The organism is Streptosporangium sp. OZ121 (assembly GCF_051918885.1).
GTDB lineage: Bacteria > Actinomycetota > Actinomycetes > Streptosporangiales > Streptosporangiaceae > Streptosporangium.
This window is the reverse complement of record NZ_JBPXMC010000006.1, coordinates 261079-280897: the sequence shown is the minus strand read 5'-3', so window position 1 is coordinate 280897 and position 19819 is coordinate 261079. Positions and strand designations below refer to the sequence as shown.

The window sequence follows — 19819 nt, the reverse complement described above, 5'->3', positions numbered from 1 at the left end:
GACTCGGTGATCATGAAAGTATGCTCCGTACGTGCTCTCGACGCGTCAGGACGATGACCCGTTGAAGATCTCGTGCGTCATCCTCACCATGGGCAACCGGGTCCCCGAGCTGGACCGGGCGGTCGAGTCCGCGCTGAACCAGGTCGACGGTGACGTCGAGGTGGTCATCGTCGGCAACGGCACGGACGTTCCCGAGCTGTCGGCCACCGTGCCTCAGGGGTCCTCGGCCTCGATCAGGAGCGTACGGCTGAACCACAACGCGGGCATTCCCGCGGGCCGCAACCGCGGCGTCGAGGAGTGCTCGGGCGACGTCGTCCTCTTCCTCGACGACGACGGCTGGTACGCCGACATGGGGCTCGTCTCCCACCTGCGGGAGCGCTTCTCCACCGAGCACGACCTCGCGGTCGTCTCCTTCAGGGTGAAGGACCCCGAAGGCGGCATCGGCCAGCGCCGCCACGTCCCCCGCCTGCGCGCGGGCGACCCCGAGCGGTCCTCCCCGGTCACCACCTTCCTGGGCGGCGCGTGCGCCATCCGCCGCTCTGCCTTCCTCCAGGTCGGCGGTCTCCCCGAGCGTTTCTTCTACGCCCACGAGGAGACCGACCTGGCCTGGCGGCTCCTCGGCGAGGGTTATCGCATCGAGTACGACGCCCAGACGGTCATGTACCACCCGCAGGTCCCCCCGACCCGGCACACCGACTTCTACCGCCTCAACGCCCGCAACCGGGTCTGGCTGGCCCGCCGCAACCTTCCCTGGCCGCTGGCCGGGCTCTACCTCCTCAACTGGATCGTGCTGACCCTGGTCCGCGAGCGCTCCAGGCCGGCCCTGCGCGCCTGGTTCAAGGGCTTCACCGAGGGGCTCCGCGAGCCCGCGGGCGAGCGCCGTCCCATGGGCTGGAACACCGCCTGGCGCATGCTCCGCCTCGGTCGCCCGCCGATCGTCTGATCCCCGATCCGCAGTGGACGTTTACACCCTCGGCGAGGCGTTCGGCGTCGTCACCAGCGGCCGGATCCGCCACGAGCACGAGGCCAGGCTGGACGTCGCCGGGGCCGAGTTCACCGTCGCGGTCGGGCTGTCCCGGCTCGGCCACCGGGTGGGCTGGCTGGGCAAGGTCGGCGGCGACGAGCTGGGGGCCAGGATCCTCACCGCGCTGCGCGGCGAGGGCGTGGACGTCTCCGACGCCCGGGTGGACGAGGGGTCCCCGACCGGGATCCTCCTGAAGGAGTCGCGGCTCGGCCAGGCGTCCAGGGTCACGTACTACCGCACCGGCGTCAGGCTCGCCCAGGGGAACGTTCCGGTGGACCGGATCGCGGCCTCCCGCGTCCTGCACGTCAGCGGGATCACCGCCGCGCTGAGCGCGCGCGACGCCATGCACGCCGCCGTACGCGCCGCGCGGACCGCAGGGGTCGCGGTCTCGGTGGCGATCGACTACCACGACCAGCTCTGGCCCGACCTGCGCGAGGCCGAGGAGATCCTCAGCGTGCTGGCCTGCTCGGCCGACGTGCTGTTCGTCCGGCAGACCGAGCTCGACCTGGTCAAGCCCGCGCTCACCGGGGATCGCGAGGTCATCGTGACCCGCGGCGCCCGGGGGGCGAGCGTGCGGGTCGACGGTGTCCGCCACGACGCCGCGAGCCTCTCCACGCCCGTGGTCGACCCCAACGGCTCCGGGGACGCCTTCGTCGCGGGTTATCTCAGCGCGCTGCTGGAAGGTCTGCACCCGGCCGACCGGTTGCGCCGGGGCGGCCTGCTCGCGGCCTTCGCCTCGTCGGGGCCCAGCGACTGGCAGGGCCTGCCGACGAGGGCCGAGCTGCCCCTCCTGGAACTCGACGCCTGATCCCGCACGCGGCTCCTACCCGGGCCCTCAGGGCTGTCAGGGCTCCTTGGCCTCGCCGAGCGTCATGGCCAGGTGGGAGACCGTGCTCGTCACCAGGGCGCGCTTGGGCAGGCCGAGCTCGCTCAGCTCCTTGGCGATCGGATGATTGCCCAGGCGGATGAGAGCGCCGCCGGGACGCGTGCGGATCCCCCGGGGGGACAGCGACCAGGGGATGCGGCGGGTGACGCCGTCCAGGTGGCTGTAGGCGTCGAGGGGGGTCATCATGCCGGTGCCCGGCACCGGGACGCCCGGTTTGATCAGCAGGTCCAGCACCAGGCGGCCGTCCTTGCGCACGATGCACCGTTTGTAGGGGGAGGACAGGCGCAGATCGATGTCGGCGAGTTCCTTGGGGAAGCCCCAGATGGCGCGACCCGCCTCCAGGGTGAAGCCCTGGTCGACCGGGAGCCAGTGGACGAACGCCCCGGCGCCGGTGCGGTGCAGCTCGGCCAGGTTCGCTCGCAGCCCCCCGCCGGGAACGTGGCCGGAGCCGGGAGGCCTGGCCAGGAAGGCGACGCCGAACTCGTGGTAGCAGCCCAGGTCACCGTCGAGGTAGTCGGCGAACACCAGCGTGCACAGGGCCTTGCGGGGCAGCACCTCGGCGACGTCCAGGTGCGAGTAGGCGATCACCGCCCGCGCGGCGTCCGCCCTGACCAGGTAGGACGCGCTGCAGACCATGACGTCGCGGACGCGGACCGGCATGGTGACCTCGCGCCCCTGAATCAGATGGCGTGCCATGCCTCCAGTACACCAATCTCCAGGCCGGACGTCACTGGTTTGCCCGCCCATTCCTCCAGCCGCCCGACGAACGCGCCCGCGTGGTCCGGCCAGTTGTGGTGGGCAAGGGCCTCGGCGTGGCCGCGCGCGCCCGTCGCGGCCGCCCCTTCCGGGTCGTCCCGCAACGCCAGCACCGCGCGTACCACCGCCTGCGCGTCCCCGAAGGGGACGACGACACCGCACCCGACGCTCTCGACCATGGACGCCGCGGCGGGCAGGGGGGTGGTGACCACCGGGACTCCCCGGGACATGTAATCGATGATCTTGGCCGGTACGGGCCGGGGGCCGGGAGCGTCGTGCGGGAGCGACAGGCCCGCGATCGCCCCCTCGGCCATCCGCAGCGCGTGCCGGTTGGGCACATAGCCGTACCAGTCGAGCAGGCCCTCCCGCTGCGCGTCCCGCAGCAGCGGCCTGATCCGGACGTCGGCGGAGCCGATCAGGTCGAGCCTGATCCCGTACGGGAGCAGCAGCCGGGCCGTTTCCACCAGCTCGGCCACGCCACCGGCCTCGGAGAGGTGACCCACGTGGACCACCCGGTTCCGGCCGGGCGGCGCGGGCGGCACAGGGGGCACGTAGGCGGCGTTGGGCACGACCGGGTGGGTGCCGGAGAACCGCTCCCGGTAGGAGTCCTCGGCCAGGATCAGGTGCAGGCGGTGCTCCGCGCGGGCCTCGACCCGGCGTACCAGCGCGGGCAGGGCCCGGCGCAGGTGGCCGGGGAGGCCGGTGGCCGTGCTCCAGGCGCCCATGGCGGTCCCGACGTCGTCGCGCACGTCCCAGACGGTGACGGGGCGGCGCCTGGGCAGGCGGAACAGCAGTTCCGTGTCGTGCACGACCAGCAGGTCGGCGCCCTCCACCCCGCGTTCGAGTGCCCCCCGGGCGGCCTTCAGCGCCCGCCTGCGGCGCCCGGCGGTCGCCCGGGGCACGTCGATCGCCCGGATCCCGGGATCCGGGGTGACGTTGCAGTCGGTGAAGGGGGCGACGTAGGTGATCTCATGCCCGGCGTCGAGGAGCGACCGGATCTGCCGATGCATGATCCGGGCGTCCTCTGGGTGATGAGCGATTGTCGCGACGCATACCCGCATATCCCGATGCTGAGCGTTCGTTCCGTCATCACCGGATGTGTGGGGTTAATTACCGGGTAACTGACGCTGAACTCTCCTTGGCGGCGGGGGCGGCGCCGGCCGGTGCGGTGGTAGCGGCAGTGGTGTCGGCGGGGGGCGGGGACGGGCGGCGGTAGAGCCAGACCAGGCGGGGTTCGAGCATCCACTTGAAGAGTCTGCGGGTCTCCGGCAGGCACAGCACGATGGCGAGGGCGAGCGAGCTGCACGCGATCGCCGCCACGCCCAGCGGGCCGTACAGCCAGGGGAAGCTCAGCCAGCCCTGGTCCTTGGCGATGACCACCACGACGCCGTGGAGCAGGTAGGCGTACAGGGTGCGGGTGCCGAGGTCGGAGAACCAGGTCTCGCCCCGGGGAACCAGCGCGAGCACCGCGATCGTCATGACCAGCGCGGCGACCAGCACGGCGCCGCGCACGCCGAGGCCCAGCCACCAGGACATGTCCATGCCCTTGAAGCTGTAGCGGAAGTAGATCGGGTCGCGAGGGACGTGGGGCGCGATGACGATCGCCACCCCGGCGGCGCCGATGAGGACGACCGCTGAGGTGATCTTGACCCAGAGGGGCTTGAGCAGGTCGAAGTGCTCCGGCTTGAGCAGCAGGCCGAGCACGTAGAACGGCAGCAGGCCGAAGAAGCGGTCGATGCTGAAGTCGCCGGAGATCTCCGAGAAGCCCGCGGCCATGTAGATGACCACCGCGACCAGCAGCGGCTGCCGCATCCGCGTCCAGATGGGCGTGGAGATCCGCCAGAGGACCAGGGCCAGCAAATACCAGTTCAGCCAGGCCGGATCAATTATCGTCAGCGTCCACTTCTGGCCAAGCCCGTAGCGGAGCAGCGCGTAACCGATCTCCACGACCACGTACGGGATCAGCAGGGTGTCGACCAGCTTGTTGATCTTCGCGTTGGAGTTCCAGAAGTTGCGGCCCAGGTAGCCGCTGATCAGCACGAACGCCGGCATGTGGAACATGTAGATGAACAGGTACGCGGCCTCCGCCGAGTGCGCCTTCAGGGTGGGGACCAGCGAGTGGCCCGTCACCACCAGGGCGATCAGGACGAACTTCACGTTGTCGAGGTAGGGCTCGCGCTTCTTCCTGGCCGCGGGGGCCGGGGCCTCCTCCTCGGCGATCGGCTCGCGCTCGCGCTCGGCCCGCAGCTCCTGCTCGGCCTGCGGGCCCTGGCTCCAGAACGACGGCTCGCTCTCCCGGCTGGTGTTCTCCCAGTAGGAGAAGGGACGCTCGCCGGTCGGCCGCGGCTCCTGGCGGGGCCGCGGGGCGGACGGCGGTCGTCCCGGGTCCGGGAACCGCACGGGAGCCTGCGGCTCTCCGGGCAGCCGTGGCCGTCCGGGAAGCTGGGAGTCTCCGGGGACCCCGGGATATCCGGGGGCGGGTGCCTGGCCGGGGGCCCGAGGGGGTACGGCTCCCCCGGACGGGGGGACGCGCGGCGACGTGGGCGGCGGAGCCCAGTCGGGCCGGGGGGCCGGCACCTGGGGGGCGCCCTGCGGGGGAGTGGGGCCGTCCTGCGCCCACGACGGGGGGAAGTCCTCACGCGCCCGCGGCGGGACCGGCGGGGCGAACCCCTCGCGCCCTCGCGGCGGGACCGGCGGGGCGAACCCCTCGCGCCCTCGCGGCGGGACCGGCGGGGAGGAGTCCTCCCGCGGCGGGACCGAGGGGGAGGAATCCTCCTGTGCCCACGACGCCTGCGCCCACGACGAGTCCTGCGCCCACGCCGGCCCTTCCTGGGACCACGCGGGCTCCTCGCGGATCCACGAGGGCTCCTGGGGGGCCGGCTCGGCGTTCAGAGGCCTGGACAGGTCGAGCGGGTCGTGGGAGTCGTGGGGGCCACCGGCGTGCGGCTCGCGGTACGCCGGGTAGGCCCCCCACTCGGTGACCTCGCCGGGGCTCTCCTCCCGGTCGTCCCCGGCGTCGCGCCGGGACGCCCGGCCGGAGGCGGCCGGACCCGGGGACGGCGGCTCCGGCCATGAGGGCTGGGACCCGCCGGACGCCTGCGCGTGGCCGGGCCACGGGGCGGATCTCCGGCCCTGCCCGCCGGTGGACCCGCCGGAGCCGGGTTCGGAACCGCCGTCGTCCTGGGGGGCCGGCACCTGGAAGGATCGGATGTCGCTCACGAGGGGAAGGCTCAGCTATCTGTCGGAGACCGGGGAGTAGTCGGGCAGACTGGCGGGGTGCCCGGGGGCGGGCCGGAAGTGCGGGCAGGCGTTCGCCTCGCGGCCTTGACCAACCCTAAACCGACTGTGCGCCCTCTGTCGCACGCACGCACTCTGATTCGGGCGGTTCTCGGGTAATCGTGACTGTCCACGGCCCGATGAACGGCCGGTTCCCGGCGCTTCCCCGGACGGTGACTCCCGGCCGCCCGAGCATGATGTCCGGTTCGCCGGGCTCCGCCGCCGCCTCCGTCCGCGCGGTCCGGTTCCGCCCGGCCGTGTCCGGCCACGGCGGCCGGCCGCACGGCCGCACGGCTCCGCCCGATCGCACGGCCACGTCCGGCCACGGCGGCCGGTCCGGCCGTCCTGCCGGTGGTTCGGCCGGGCCGCCGCGAAAAGGGACGTCAGGTGCAGGGGTTGGTCTTGCTGTCGACGACCTTGTCCGTGAGGGCGTCGGGGATCTTCGGGAGGGCACGGACGCCCGGCCAGTCGGCGCCGATGATCAGCTGGATGACCGGCCCGGTCGGGGCCTTGCCCCCCGGGGTGGGCGGGGGCGCCACGGACGGGACGTACTTCTCGGTGGTGACCGGCCTGACCTTGCCCGCGACCGGGGCGCGCTTGTCGCCGGAGAGCCTGGCGGCCAGCGCGTCGCCGTACGAGATGCCGTCGGCGGCGTCCTTCTTGGCGTAGCGCACCGTGGTGGTGGGCACGTTGCCGGTCGCCGGGCGGGCGTTGCCGACGTGGGTGACCACGAAGCCCTGGTCGGCCAGCTCGGCGGCGACCTCCCTGGCCCGGTTCGGGGTGTCGGTGCCGTTGAACACCTGGATCCTGACCTGCTCGCGCTTGACGGCCGGCTTGGCCTTGGGGTCCGGGGGCGGGGTGACCTCGGTGTCGTTCTTGATCGCGGCGAACAGCTGGTTCGCGTACGGCTGCACCCAGGCGACCCGGTTGGGGTCGTCGGGATGGGGGCCCCACGGGACGGTGATCAGCTTGACGCCGCCCGCGGTCAGCTTCTGGGCGCTCTGCCCGATCTGCAGCAGGGTGCCGGTGTCCTTGGCCAGCTCCTCGTCCATCCGGACGGACTTGGCGGCGGTGTTGATGAAGTTCAGCATCTTGCCGGGATCGGTCAGCAGCTCGCTGCTGGTGGCCTTCTTCACCACCTGGCTGAGGAAGACCTGCTGGCGCTTGATGCGGCCGATGTCGCTGCCGTCGCCGTAGCCGCGCAGCCGGACGTAGCCCAGGGCCTTCTCGCCCGCCAGGAGGTGCCAGCCCGCCGCGAGCTTGAGCTTGGCCTTCTTGTCGTCGACCGGTTTGGTCAGGCAGACCCTGACGCCGCCGAGGGCGTCCACGATGTTCTTGAAACCGGTGAAGTCGACCTCGACGAAGTGGTCGATGCGGATGTCGGTGAGCGCCTCGATCGTGGTGATCGTGCAGGTGATGCCGCCCTCGTTGTAGGCGGCGTTGATCATCTCGGTGCGGGCCGCCACCGGTGCGCCCGTCTCGGACTGGCAGGCGGGCATGTCGACCACCGAGTCGCGGGGGAAGCTGACGAACGTCGCCTTGTCGCGGTCGGGGGCGATGTGCATGAGGATGATCGTGTCGGTGCGCTTGCCCGCGTCGGCCATCTTCTGGCCGTACTTGAGGTTGTCGCCCTCGCGGGTGTCGGAACCCACGATCAGCACGTTGAGCGCGCCCTTGACGGGCGCCGGGCGGTTGTTGCCGAGCTTGTCGGTGATCGCGACACCGCTGATGTTGCCGACCGTGTTGCGGTAGACCCCGTAGCCGCCCAGGGTGCCGAGCACCAGCAGGCCGGTCGCCGCGATGCCGGCCCAGGCGCCGCCGGTGAGCCGCCGCTGCTTGCGGCCCCTGCCCCTCGGCGTCGCCTCCTCCGGCTGTGCCGGGAGGTTTCTCGGCGGGTTCTCCTGAGGGGGACCGTCTCCCCCCGCGCGCCGCGCGCCCCGGCGGCCGTGGGAGGCGGGTTCGCTCCGGCGGTCCCTGACGGCCGCCTGCCGGTGGTCGCTCATACGAGCCTCCCGCTGGGCGGCGGCGTCGTCGTCCGGTGCTCGTGCTCGATCATCGAGCCCAAAGGGTAGATCACGAGGTGCGCGCCAGGAGTCGTGATGATGCGAACTTGGCCAAGACCGCCCCCTGACACCGCCATGATGATTCGGCGGCCAGCATACTCAAATGCGGACATTAGTAGGAATGTTACTGAAATTAGGTTTACGTACGACAAGTGCCGCCGCCAGGCAGGCGGCGGGCACGGCCGGCAGGACGTACCGGTAGTCGAACTCCGCCACCGCCGCCGGCATCACCAGCAGCACCACCGCCACCGACCAGGGCAGCGCCCACGCCGTGGAGTCCGGGCGGAAGCGCCGGACGCACGCCGCCGCGGGCGGCAGCAGCAGGATCACCAGGACCGCCGCGCCAGGCAGTCCGGCGATTCCCTGGTAGGTACGGATCCAGCCCGCGTACGGTTCGACGATCCGGGTGGAGATCGGGCCCCGCTCGTAGCGCTTCGCGGCCTCGGCGCCCACCGTCGCCGGATAGCGCCCCGGCGGCGCGGGCGGGGTCGCCGGGAATCGGTAGTAGTCGTAGATCTCCTGGTCCGGGTAGACCGGGCGGCCCACCGTGAACGAGCGGGCCAGCTCCGAGGCGACCGAGCCGAGATAGTCCAGCGGCTGGCTCAGGATCGCCAGCGACGCGAACCGCCCGGCCAGCGTGTCGTTCGCCCGGGTGAAGGTGATGCCGGGCAGCCTGACCAGCGGCGAGTCCTGCGCCCAGACGTACTCCTGCGCGGGAGGCCGCCGCGCCGCCGGGCGGGGGTCGCAGAGCACCGCCAGGTCGGGCGGCGGGCGCATCACGCCGCAGTCGGCGAAGGTCATCGTCTTGCCGTACAGGAAGACGCCGTTCGCGCCCACGATGCCGATCCGCTGGTACGTCGCGTGGAACCAGGCCCCGTACCCGAGGACGGGCACCGTCGCGGCGGCGAGCATCACCCCCGCCGCGAGCACCCTGCCCCGCTCCCTGAAGATCAACCACGCCGCGAAGAGGGCCACCAGCGGCAGCCCGACCGTCCTGGTCAGCGTCGCCGCCGCGAGCAGCAGCCCGATCCCGCACGCCGTACGCCATCCGACGGACCCGCGCACGGCCAGGCAGGCCGCCGACATGACCAGGGCCGCGAACAGGGTGTCGGAGACCAGCAGGTGCTCCAGCTGGATCTGGTAGGCGTCCAGGAGGGAGGGGACGGACGCGAGCGCGGCGGCCCAGCCGGGCGCCCGCAGCCGCCGCGCGGTGAGATAGACCAGCACGCCGATCAGCAGCCCGAGCAGGTGCTGGGCGAGCGCGACGACGGCGAACTCGTGGAACGGCTCGAGCAGCCGCATGAACATCGGGTACCCGGCGGGGCGGACCAGGTCGGGCCGGGGTTTCAGCGCGGTGACGACGTACGTGTAGGAGTCGGGGAACCAGAGCGCGGGCCGGTAGCCGAGCATGGTGATCACCCGCAGCGCGATCCCCGCGGCCAGCACGCCCAGGAACCAGCGATGCTCCAGGAGCAGGCGGCGGCCCCGGAGCCGAACGTGGTCCCGGTCCCGGTCCCGGAGCTGGAACCGGAGGCGGTCCCGGAGCCCGCGGCGGTCAGGAAATTCGCGGTCGCCCCGAAACCCGCGATACCGCCGCACCCACCCGATCACTCGTCCCCCTCCTCGAATGCTGCGCGTACGCTACCGGCTTCGACCTGGCCCCGCGCTCGCGCCGGTCCCGTGTCCGCGCCCCTGGGTCCCGCTCGGCTCCCGGCCCCGCCTGAACCCGGCCCCGCCTGAACCCGGCCCCGGTCCAGGCCCGGCGTGCCAGGTGCGGGCCGGAAGTGGCACTACGCTCGGTTCGCATCATGACCACCGGCTGGCTGGACCGTACGCGCAGGCCCTCGGCGGGCAGGGTGCTCGCCGTGGTCTCCGTCGTGCCCGCGCTCGTCCTGGCGGGCTGGCTGCTGGCCGGGCTGCCGCTGCTGCTGCTCGGCTGGTTCCGGCCGCCCGTCGCGGTCCCGCTGGGGCTGGCGGCCGTCGCGCTGCTGTGCCGGTACGGCCTGCGCCGCCTGCCGGAGACCGTCGAGGCGACCGCCTGGCAGGTCACCGGGGTGGTCGCCGCCGCCCTGGCCTCCGGGATCTTCAACGGCCTGCTGCACGGCGAGCAGCTGATCGTCCGCCGCGACCCCGCCACCTACGCGCAGTACGGCGTCTGGCTGGCCCGGCACGGCTCGCTGCCGATCCCCTCCCAGGAATGGGCCTTCGGCGGCACCGACCCGGCGCTCCACTTCGACAGCGTGGGCTTCTACGCCTCCGGCGGCGCGGTCGTGCCGCAGTTCATGCCGGGGACGCCGATGCTCCACGCGGTGGGCGCCTGGCTGGGTGACGTCGCGGGGCTGCTGCTGGTGCCGCCGGTGCTGGGGGCGGCGGCCGTGCTGGTCCTCGCGGGGGTCGTCGCCCGGCTCGTCGGGGCTCGCTGGGCACTCCTCGCCGCGCCGGCCTTCGCCGTCTGCCTTCCGATCCTCTACACCTCGCGGACGACCTTCAGCGAGATCCCGTCCCTGGTCCTGCTCTTCGGCGGCCTCGCCCTGCTGTACGACGCCGAGGCCAGGCTCCGCTCCGGGTCCGGGTCCGGGTCCGGGTCCGGGTCCGGCTTCGGCTCCGGTGAGGGGGCGGCGCGGGCGGGGGCCGCCCTGGCGGGGCTGGTGTTCGGGCTGGCCGTCCTGGTCAGGATCGACGGGCTGCGCGACGTGCTCCCCGTGCTCGTCTACGCCGGGCTGCTCATCGCCCTGAGCCGGGCGGGGGACCGCGACGGGGGACGGCTGGGCGTGCCGCTGCTCGGCGGGCTGGTGGCGGGGGCCGGGCTGGGCCTGGCCGCCGCCTACCTGCTGTCCAGGCCGTACCTGGACTACCTGTCGGACTCGGTCGTCCCGCTGCTGGCCATCTGCGGCGCGGTCGGGATCCTCACCGTGGCGGCGGCGGCGCTCGCCCCGCGGCTCGCGGCCCCGCTGCGGCGGGTGGCCGGTGTCCCGAGGCTGCCCGAGATCGCCGCCGGTCTGGTCGCGCTGGTCGCGGCGGCCTTCGCCGCCCGGCCGTGGCTGGAGACCGTGGTCCGGCACCCCGTCACGTCGGACGACCGGGTGACCGCGGAGTTCATCAAGGGCGTCCAGCGGATCAACCGCCTGCCGCTCGACGGCTCCCGGCTCTACTACGAGAACTCGGCGCACTGGGTGATCTGGTACATCGGCCTTCCCGCGGCGCTCCTGGCCACCCTCGCCGCGGTCCTGCTCACGCGCAGGCTGGTCAGGGGAACGGCCCCCGGCTGGCTGCTTCCGCTCGCCGTCATCGGCTGGACCACGGTCACCACGCTCTACCGGCCCGGCATCACCCCCGACCACCCGTGGGCCGCCCGGCGGCTGGTCCCCGTCGTCATCCCCGGCCTGATCCTGCTCGCCGTCTGGGGCCTGCGCTGGACGCGCGACAGGGCGCGGAGGTCGGGGTACGGCCAGGGCACGCGCAGGGGCCTCGTCGCGGCCGGCGCGGCCCTCCTCCTCGTCCCCCCGGTGATCACCTCGGGGGGGACGGCGTTCAGCCCGGTCGACCGCGGCGAGCTCGCCGCGGTCGAGACCATGTGCGCGGCCCTCCCGCCGCGCGCCTCGGTGCTCGTCGTCGAGCGCGTCACCGCCGCCCGCTTCACCCAGGTCGTCCGGGGCGTCTGCGGTCTCCCGGCCGCCAGGCTCACCATCTACCGCTCCGACATCCCCAGGTCCGCCGACGTCGCCCGCCTGGCCGCCCGCGTCCGCGCCGCCGGTCGCACCCCGGTCCTGCTCGCCGCCGAGTCCCGGCAGCTGTCCGGGTACGGCACCCCCGTCCACATCATGAACCTCCGCACCCGCCAGGACGACCGTTCCCTCGTCGACGCCCCCAACGGCACCTGGTCCCTGGCCGCCGACGTCTGGATGACCGTTCCGCGTGCGAACATCGACACGTGAGAGATATCGCGAACCAGGTGCGGGTCCACGTGTCGTCCCATTGGTCGTCCCATTGAAGGACCCCTCGCGCGGGAGGGTGTCTGGGCGGAGCCGGCCGGTTTCCGGAGCACCGCGTCACTGGTGATCGAAATCTGGAGAGGTGTGTAACGATATTTACCCAAATACCAGATCATTTCTGGGGGTAACACGGTGGATGCGATGGATTCGGCTCCTCGTTCGGGCGATGGGAACGAGATCCCCGTAGTCGAGGAGCTGTCCTTCGGAGACCCCGAGCAGGAGGCCCCCGCCAGAAAAGGCCTCAGGATCCGACATGTCCTGCTGGCCGGTGCGGTGGCGGTCCTGCTGCTCGGTGTGGCGGGAACCGCGGGGTGGTACGCCTACCAGAACTCCGTCCGGGTGCTTCCGCCGCCGGACGGCCCCTGGCCTGAGGGCGGGACGTTCACTGTCTCTCTTTGCAAGGACGACGACGTCTACGAGCAGTGCCGCAAGCGGGCGGTCACCCCGGAGCAGCGGCGGTCGATCGAGGAGAGACTGCGAGCGATGCCCGAGGTGGCGGAAATGGAGTTCGAATCCCAGGAGACGGCATGGGCGAAACTCGTGGATCAGTTCGCCGACGACTGGAGGATGGCCTCGATCTTCGAAGTCGATGACCTGCCCGAGTCGTTCAAGGGCAGGCTTCACCGGCGAGCCGACTTCGAGTCCTTCGGAACGATCATGGGCGGCACGCCGGGCGTTTCCAATATCGCCGCTTTCGGGTACCACTTCTGGGAGGGCAAGGTCGACGTCTCCATCGTGCTGTGCCCACCCGAGGACCCCGAGGACCCCAAGGGCGCGGAGTCCGACGAGACGGAGGAGAAGCCCGGAGAGACGAAAGAGGAGCCCGATCCTTGCGCGGGCCGGGGAGCGGCGACGGCGGAGGAGAAGAAGGCCGTCGAGGCCGGACTCATGGCGCTCGAAGGGATCGAGCACGTCTATTTCGAGAACGCCGCGCATGCTCGCCGGGTTCTGGAGCATCTGGTGGTGAGCCGTGACTCGTTCCTCATCGGTTTCGCCGCGGCGCGCCCCTTGCCGGAGAGCTATTTCGTCAAGCTCGCGGATCCGGGAGCCGCGCGGGCGGTCGTCGACGTGGTAAAGGGCATGCCGGGTGTCGGTGAGGTCGAACCCCTGGATGTCGACTGAGAGAGCCGGACCGTGTCCGAAGAGGTGATGTGCGCTCGGGTCCCGTCCGGGCAGAGTATCCTCGCCCGTCGAGAGCATGCCCGAGAGCCCGAGAGTGGATCAGCCGTGGACGCAACGCCGTACGTGACCATCGTCCTGCCGTGTTACAACGAGCAGGACCACGTCATCGCCGAGGTCGAGCGCATCTGCGAGGCCATGGACCACAGCGGATACACCTACGAGCTCGTGGCCGTGGACGACTTCTCCACCGACGAGACCCTGGCCAGGCTGCAGGAGGCCGCGCCCAGGTTCCCGAACATGCGGATCAGGGCCTTCCACCGCAACGGCGGCTCCGGCACGGTGCGCAGGATCGGCACCCAGGAGGCGAACGGCGAGATCGTCGTGTGGACCGACGCCGACATGACGTACCCGAACGAGCGCATCCCCGAGCTCATCCAGATCCTGGAGAAGGACCCGGCGATCGACCAGGTCGTGGGCGCGCGGACCAGTGAGGAGGGCTCGCACAAGTTCCTGCGGGTCCCGGCCAAGTGGTTCATCCGCAAGGTGGCCGAGCGGCTGGCCGGGCAGAAGATCCCCGACCTCAACAGCGGGCTGCGGGCGTTCCGCAAGTCGGTCGCCAAGCCCTACCTGAGGCTGCTGCCGCCCGGGTTCTCCTGCGTCACGACGATCACGCTGTCGTTCCTGTCGAACCAGCACGACGTCTACTACCTGCCGATCGGCTACAGCAAGCGGGCGGGCAAGTCCAAGTTCAGCTTCGTCTCCGACGCCTACCGCTACATCCTGCAGGTGCTGCGGATGGTCATGTACTTCAACCCGCTCAAGGTCCTCATGCCGCCCGCGCTCTGGCTGGTCGGCATCGGCCTGGTCAAGGGCGTCGTCGACATCGTCCGCTACGGCTTCTACCTGACCAGCAACACCATCGTGATCTTCCTGTCCGGCCTGCTCATCGGCTCGCTGGCGCTGCTGGCCGACCTCATCGTGCGCTCCAGGAGCGAGTAGTGCGGATCGCCGTCGTCGGGCCGACGTACCCCTACAAGGGCGGCGGGGCCGCGCACACCACCGAGCTCGCCCACCGGCTGCGGGCCGCCGGGCACGACGTGGTGATCGAGTCGTGGCGTGCGCAGTACCCCTCCTTCCTGTACCCGGGGAAGCAGACCGCCGACACGCCCGACGGCGAGCCGTTCCCGCACGTCCGGCGCGACCTCGACTGGCGCCGCCCGGACGGCTGGGTCCGCGCCGGGAGGCGGCTCAGGAGCGCCGACCTGGTCGTCCTGACCGTCCTCAGTCCGGTGCAGGTCCCGCCGTACCTGGGCATCCTGTACGGCCTGCGCCGCCGGACCCGGGTCGTGGCGCTGTGCCACAACGTCCTGCCGCACGAGCGCAAGCCGTACGACACGCCGCTGATGAAGGCGCTGCTGCGCCGGGTGGACGCGGTGCTCGTCCACTCGGAGGGACAGGCGGGCAAGGCCCGCGACCTGGCGGCCACGCCCGTGCGGGTGGCCGAGATGGCGCCGCACCTCCCGTCGGGGGCCGATCGCCGCGGACCGGAGGAGGGCGTGCACCACAGGCTGCTGTTCTTCGGCCTCGTCCGGCCGTACAAGGGGCTGGACCTGCTGCTGCGCGCGTTGCCCGAGGGCGTGTCGCTGCGGGTCGCCGGGGAGTTCTGGGGCGGCCTGGAGGAGACGACCAGGGCGCTCGCCGCCGAGCTGGGGCTGGACGGGCGGGTGGAGCTGCGGCCGGGGTACGTGGCCTCGGCCGACGTGCCGGGGCTGTTCGCGGACGTGGACGCGCTGGTCCTGCCCTACCGGAGCGGGACGGCCAGCCAGCAGGTGTGGCTCGGCCACGAGCACGGGGTGCCGGTCATCGCCAGCCGGGCGGGCACGCTCGGCGACCACGTCACCGACGGGGTGGACGGGCTGCTGGTCGAGCCGGGCTCGGTGGAGGGGCTGCGCGCCGCGCTGGCCGCGTTCTACCGGCCGGGCGAGCCCGAGCGGCTGCGCGCCGGGGTCAAGGCCGTCGACCCCGAGCCGTACTGGACCTCCTACGTCGAGACGCTGGTCTCGGACCCCTCACGCTGACGGTCCGCGGGGCCGGAGACGCGTCCCCACAGGAAGCCGATCCCGGCCCAGCTCAGGTCGGCCAGGGTGAACATCACCCTCGACACCACCGCGGCCACCAGCGCCCTGGGGGAGTCGAGCACCGGCGCCAGGGCGAGCACCAGCGCCCCCTCGCGGACGCCGATCCCGGCGGGGACGATCACCGTGACGATGCCCGTCGCCCAGGCCAGCGCGTAGGCGCCGACCGCCACCGGATAGAGGGAGGCGCCCGAGGCGCCCAGGTCGGCCATCGGGAGCAGAAGGTGGGGGCCGTACACCAGCCAGCCGGTGACCGTGAGGGCGACCGCGGCGAGCACGGCCCTGCCGCTGAGCAGCCGGCCCTGGCCGAGGGGCTCCTGGCGGGCGACCCGCAGGGCCAGGTTGAGCCCGAAGGTGAGCACCGCCGGGTGCAGGCAGACGGCGATGACGGGGATCAGCGCCAGCAGGTACCACGCCTGGGTCGTCCGGGTCAGAGTCTCGCGCAGGGTCACCGCCGCGACGAGCAGGGCGCAGCCCAGGGAGACCAGCAGGGCGAGGGAGACGGAGCCGAACATGCGCCGGGGCGGGACGTCGTGGTCGCGGCCGAGCTCGATCATCGCGGCGTACGCCCAGACGCTGCCCGGCACGTACTTGCCGAGCTGGCCGACGAAGAACACCCTCGCGGTGCTCCCGAGGGGGAGCGGCGAGCCCATCCCGGCCAGCACCGCCCGCCAGGCCAGCACCATGACGCCGATCCCGGCCATCACCGACAGGTAGGAGCCGCCGAGCGACCACCACGACAGCTGCGAGATCGCGGCCGCCGTCTCGTCACGGTTGCTGACCAGGCCGTAGCCGAGGAAACCCACCGCGACCAGCGCGAGCAGCACCCGCAGGAGGCGGCTTGACCGCAGTCGGCTGAGCATCCGCCCAGGGTAACGAACCGCTCGGCTTTTCATCGGCGTTCGTCAGCCCTTGATGTCCTTCTTCTGCCTTGGGGGGACGGCGCGTCAGACGTGGAGGTGACCGGCGGCCCAGAGGTAAGTCGGGCCGATCGTGATGGGCTGCGGGAACCCTTCGGAGTGTTTGGACGAGGTGTCCAGGGTGCGCCAGGTGATACCGGGCAGGCGTATGTTTCTTCGCCGGGCGGGTGGTCATCGATCATGACTCCTACGGTAAGTTCATGGTCAATGACTTACCGTGACGGGGAGGGTTGATGCGGGTCCATCAGGCCTACCGCTACGCCCTGGATCCCACCCCCGAGCAGGCGCGCCTGCTCGCCTCCCACTGCGGCGCGGTTCGCGTTCAACTGGGGCCTGGCCCGCATCAAGGCCGCGATGGATCAGCGTGCGGCCGAGCAGTCCTACGGCATCGCGGAAGCGGTGCTGACCGAGGTGCCGTGGTCGCTGTATGGCCTGCGCCGCGCCTGGAACGCCTCCAAAGAGGAGATCGCCCCGTGGTGGGCGGACAACTCCAAGGAGGCCTACAACACCGGCCTGGACGGTGTGGCGCGGGCGGTGAAGAACTGGGTCGCCTCCCGTAAGGGCGCGCGGGCGGGCAAGAAGATCGGTTTCCCCCGCTTCAAGTCCAAGCGCCGCGTCACCGTGTCGTGCCGGTTCACCACCGGCACCATCCGGGTGGAGGCCGATCGCCGTCATGTGACGCTGCCCCGGCTCGGCACCATCCGCACCCACGAATCGACCCGCAAGCTGGCCCGCCACCTTCAGCGCCGGACCGGGCGCATCCTGTCGGCCACCGTCCGTTGTGAGGGTGGTCGCTGGTTCGTGGCGTTCACCTGCGAGATAGACCGCCCCGACCGCACTCCGGCCACACCGGACGCCGTCGTCGGTGTCGATCTGGGGGTGAAGGATCTCGCGGTGTTGTCCACCGGAGAGGTCATCGCCAACCCCAGGCATCACCGCTCGGCGCTGAAGCGGCTACGCAGGCTGAACAAACAGCTCGCCCGCCGCGTCGGCCCCCGCACCCCGGAAGGCGCCCGGCGGCCGGCCTCGGCCCGCTGGGCCAAGGCCAAAGCCGCGCTCGGCAGGGCGCACGCCCGCGTCGCCAACCAGCGCCGTGACGGCCTGCACAAGCTCACCACCCGGTTGGCGGTCACCTACGGCACGGTCGTGGTCGAGGACCTGAACGTGTCCGGGATGCTCGCCAACCGCGGCCTGGCCCGTGCGGTCGCGGATGTCGGGATGGCCGAGGTGCGGCGGCAGCTGTCCTACAAGACCGGGTGGAGCGGCGGGCGGCTCGTGGTCGCCGACCGCTGGTATCCCTCCAGTAAGACGTGTTCGGGATGCGGCGCGGTGAAAGCCAAACTCGCCCTGTCCGAGCGTGAATACAACTGCGCCGGGTGCGGCCTGGTCCTGGACCGGGATCTCAACGCCGCACGCAATCTGGCCGCGCTCGCGGCCGACGTCGCCCAGAGTCGCGGGGAGACGATAAACGCTCGTGGAGGAGTGGTAAGCCCTGCCGTTCGCGCCAGGCTCGCCCCGGTGAAACGGGAACTCCCGCAGGGAGAACGCTGCCCCGGCAACGAGGCAGCTCGCTGATCCTCACAGAGAAACGCTGAGAGCCAGCGAACGGTACGACGGTCTCCTTACCCGACGGTAAGGCCGCGGGCCACCGGTACTCTTGGGCGGCGTGGCGGAGTGGTGGCAGACCGCGTCATGCGGAGGCTGGGCGACGGAGGAAGAGGAACGGTGAGCGAGTGATGAGCGCCGAGCGGGTCGCGCAGCTTGAGTACTCCGAGTTCCAGGCGGCGATGCTGGACGAGGAGAAGCGCCGCAGGAAGGCCGCGAAGATCGTCGCGGTGCTCGGGCACTTCCTCGGCAGGGACAAGGACGTCCTCGCCGGTCTGACGGTCGCCGACATCGGCTGCTCGGCGGGCTTCATCGCCGACGAGCTCGCCGCGGCGGGCGCGCGCCACACCTTCGGCGTCGACATCGACGTGCCGGGCCTGCGCAAGGCGTCCCAGAGGTTCGGCGAGCGGGTCGAGTTCGTGTGCGCCGACGGCACCGCGCTGCCCTTCCCCGACGGCTCGGTCGACGTGCTGGTCTTCAACCACATCTACGAGCACGTGGTCGACCCGGACGCGATCATGGCCGAGATGCGCCGGGTGCTCTCCGACGACGGCGTCCTCTACCTGGGGCTGGGCAACCGGCTCGGGGTGATGGAGCCGCACTACAAGCTGCCGTTCCTGTCCTACCTGCCGCCCGCGCTGGCCGACCGCTACGTGCGGCTCTCCGGCCGGGCCGACAGCTACTACGAGCGCTACCGGACCCGCCGGGGCCTGCGGAGGATGGTGCGCGGCCTGCGGGTGTGGGACTACACCTTCCCCGTGCTCGCCACCCCGGCCGCTTTCGCCGGGAACGAGCTCTTCCCCGGCCTGGTGGGACGGGTGGCCGGCGGGGTGCTTTCGAGGCTGCCCCGCCCGGTGCTGCGGGCCCTGCTGCCGGTGGTGCCCACCTACCTGTGGGTGGCGACCAAGGGCGACCGCCGCCCGGCCGGCCCCTCCCTGCCCCGGCCGCCAGAGCCGGTACGTCCCCTGTGAGCTCTCCACGGGCCTCCGGCGGGCCTTTCCGCGGTCATCGCGCCGGGAGCCGCGCCGTGACCGCCGGATCCGGTACGGCCCCGGCCCCGACTCCGGCGGGTCCTCGGTGACCGCGGGCACCGGATCCGGCAGGTCCACCCTGAGGCGGGTGGTCCGTGTCGCCTTCCTGCTCGTCGCGCTCGGGTTCGGCGCGTGGGTGGTGGCAGGCCAGTGGGAGGAGATCCGCGCGGGGTTCGCCCGGTTGTCGTGGACGTCGCTCGCGCTGTCGCTGGTCGCGGTGCTCGCCGCGCTGTGCGGCGGGATGATGACGTGGCGGGCGTTGCTGGCCGACCTGGGCTCGCCGCTGCCCCTGCGCGACGGGGCGAAGGTCTTCTTCGTGGGCCAGCTGGGCAAGTACATCCCGGGCTCGCTGTGGCCGGTGATCGCCCAGATGGAGATGGGCCGGGAGCTGGGCGTGCCCCGGTCGCGGAGCGCGGCGGCGTTCTTCCTGACGCTGCCGGTGCAGCTCGGCAGCGGGCTGGTTGTCTCGGGGGTGACCCTGCTGGCGGCGCTGCCGGGGTCGGTGGCGCCGTACGCGTGGGTGTTCCTGCTGATCCCGGTGCTCGCGGTGGCCTTCGAGCCGAGGGTGGTCAACGCGGTCCTCGGGTTCGGGCTGCGGAAGCTCAGGCGCGAGCCGCTGGAGCGCCCGCTCACTCGCAGGGGCATGCTCACCGCGCTTGGCTGGGCACTGCTCGGCTGGATCGCGTACGGGCTGCACCTGGCGGCGATCGTCCACGATCTCGGATCCTCCGGGTTGCCCGCGGTCCTGTTCTCGATCGGCGCGTTCGCGCTGTCGTGGTGCCTGGGGATCATGACGTTCGTCGTCCCGGCGGGGGCGGGGGTGCGCGAGGTGGCGATGGTGGCCGTCCTGGCGCCGGTTCTGGACCGGGGATCGGCCATCGCGGCGGCGCTCTGCTCCCGGATCGTGATCATCCTCGGTGATCTCCTCTGCGCGGGTCTCGCGGGTCTGGTCGCGCGCCGCGCCGAGGGGTCCCGGAAGGACCACGCTTCGGGAAAAGCAGTGTGATTT

General features: G+C 72.0%; 14 protein-coding genes and 2 pseudogenes. 10 read left to right on the top strand and 6 right to left on the bottom strand.

What is annotated here, in order from left to right:
• Positions 1–61 precede the first annotated feature (61 nt).
• Positions 62–943: a glycosyltransferase family 2 protein gene (locus ACTOQ1_RS14965; RefSeq protein WP_440067622.1), complete on the top strand. Its 882-nt coding sequence runs from the start codon at positions 62–64 to the stop codon at positions 941–943.
• A gap of 13 nt (positions 944–956) precedes the next feature.
• Positions 957–1832, top strand: a complete 876-nt coding sequence (locus ACTOQ1_RS14960) for a sugar kinase (protein WP_362839252.1) — start codon at positions 957–959, stop codon at positions 1830–1832.
• Between the two features lie 36 nt (positions 1833–1868).
• On the opposite strand, the gene ACTOQ1_RS14955 is transcribed toward ACTOQ1_RS14960, so the two are convergent.
• The 5 genes from ACTOQ1_RS14955 to ACTOQ1_RS14935 form a co-directional block, all read right to left on the bottom strand.
• Positions 1869–2606: an acetoacetate decarboxylase family protein gene (locus ACTOQ1_RS14955; RefSeq protein WP_440067509.1), complete on the bottom strand. Its 738-nt coding sequence runs from the start codon at positions 2604–2606 to the stop codon at positions 1869–1871.
• Entirely contained in the window at positions 2591–3676 is a 1086-nt protein-coding gene (locus tag ACTOQ1_RS14950; protein WP_440067507.1) for a glycosyltransferase, read from the bottom strand. Before ACTOQ1_RS14950 ends, ACTOQ1_RS14955 begins: the two co-directional genes overlap by 16 nt.
• Before the next feature lie 100 nt (positions 3677–3776).
• Positions 3777–5885, bottom strand: a complete 2109-nt coding sequence (locus tag ACTOQ1_RS14945) for an acyltransferase family protein (protein ID WP_440067505.1) — start codon at positions 5883–5885, stop codon at positions 3777–3779.
• A 440-nt stretch (positions 5886–6325) separates the two neighbouring features.
• On the bottom strand, positions 6326–7945 hold the full coding sequence (locus tag ACTOQ1_RS14940; RefSeq protein WP_440067503.1) for an LCP family protein: 1620 nt from the start codon (positions 7943–7945) through the stop codon (positions 6326–6328).
• Positions 7946–8104: 159 nt separating this feature from the next.
• Positions 8105–9616 (bottom strand): hypothetical protein, encoded by a 1512-nt coding sequence (locus ACTOQ1_RS14935; protein ID WP_440067502.1) that lies wholly within the window; start codon positions 9614–9616, stop codon positions 8105–8107.
• A gap of 197 nt (positions 9617–9813) precedes the next feature.
• On the opposite strand from ACTOQ1_RS14935, the gene ACTOQ1_RS14930 reads away from it, so the two are divergent.
• From ACTOQ1_RS14930 to ACTOQ1_RS14915, 4 genes are all read left to right on the top strand, one after another.
• Positions 9814–11940, top strand: a complete 2127-nt coding sequence (locus ACTOQ1_RS14930; protein ID WP_440067500.1) for a hypothetical protein — start codon at positions 9814–9816, stop codon at positions 11938–11940.
• A 330-nt stretch (positions 11941–12270) separates the two neighbouring features.
• Positions 12271–13119 (top strand): permease-like cell division protein FtsX, encoded by an 849-nt coding sequence (locus tag ACTOQ1_RS14925; RefSeq protein WP_440067498.1) that lies wholly within the window; start codon positions 12271–12273, stop codon positions 13117–13119.
• A gap of 105 nt (positions 13120–13224) precedes the next feature.
• Entirely contained in the window at positions 13225–14118 is an 894-nt protein-coding gene (locus ACTOQ1_RS14920; RefSeq protein ID WP_350973122.1) for a glycosyltransferase family 2 protein, read from the top strand.
• Positions 14118–15197 (top strand): glycosyltransferase family 4 protein, encoded by a 1080-nt coding sequence (locus ACTOQ1_RS14915; RefSeq protein ID WP_440067497.1) that lies wholly within the window; start codon positions 14118–14120, stop codon positions 15195–15197. Before ACTOQ1_RS14920 ends, ACTOQ1_RS14915 begins: the two co-directional genes overlap by 1 nt.
• On the opposite strand, the gene ACTOQ1_RS14910 is transcribed toward ACTOQ1_RS14915, so the two are convergent.
• A complete protein-coding gene (locus ACTOQ1_RS14910) occupies positions 15161–16117 on the bottom strand; it encodes a lysylphosphatidylglycerol synthase domain-containing protein (RefSeq protein WP_440067495.1) in 957 nt (318 codons plus the stop codon). The two genes, ACTOQ1_RS14915 and ACTOQ1_RS14910, sit on opposite strands and share 37 nt — an antisense overlap.
• A gap of 290 nt (positions 16118–16407) precedes the next feature.
• Here ACTOQ1_RS14910 and ACTOQ1_RS14905 point away from each other — a divergent pair.
• The 4 genes and pseudogenes from ACTOQ1_RS14905 to ACTOQ1_RS14890 all read left to right on the top strand — a co-directional run.
• A pseudogene (locus ACTOQ1_RS14905) lies at positions 16408–16485 on the top strand (helix-turn-helix domain-containing protein); the annotation flags it as partial.
• A gap of 7 nt (positions 16486–16492) precedes the next feature.
• Positions 16493–17749 (top strand): annotated as a pseudogene (gene tnpB / locus ACTOQ1_RS14900) (IS607 family element RNA-guided endonuclease TnpB); the annotation flags it as partial.
• A 161-nt stretch (positions 17750–17910) separates the two neighbouring features.
• Complete coding sequence (locus tag ACTOQ1_RS14895; protein ID WP_440067493.1) at positions 17911–18750, top strand: class I SAM-dependent methyltransferase; 840 nt, start codon at positions 17911–17913, stop codon at positions 18748–18750.
• A gap of 148 nt (positions 18751–18898) precedes the next feature.
• The gene (locus ACTOQ1_RS14890) at positions 18899–19816 is read left to right on the top strand and encodes a lysylphosphatidylglycerol synthase transmembrane domain-containing protein (protein WP_440067491.1); all 918 of its coding nucleotides are present in this window, start codon (positions 18899–18901) and stop codon (positions 19814–19816) included.
• Positions 19817–19819 lie beyond the last annotated feature (3 nt).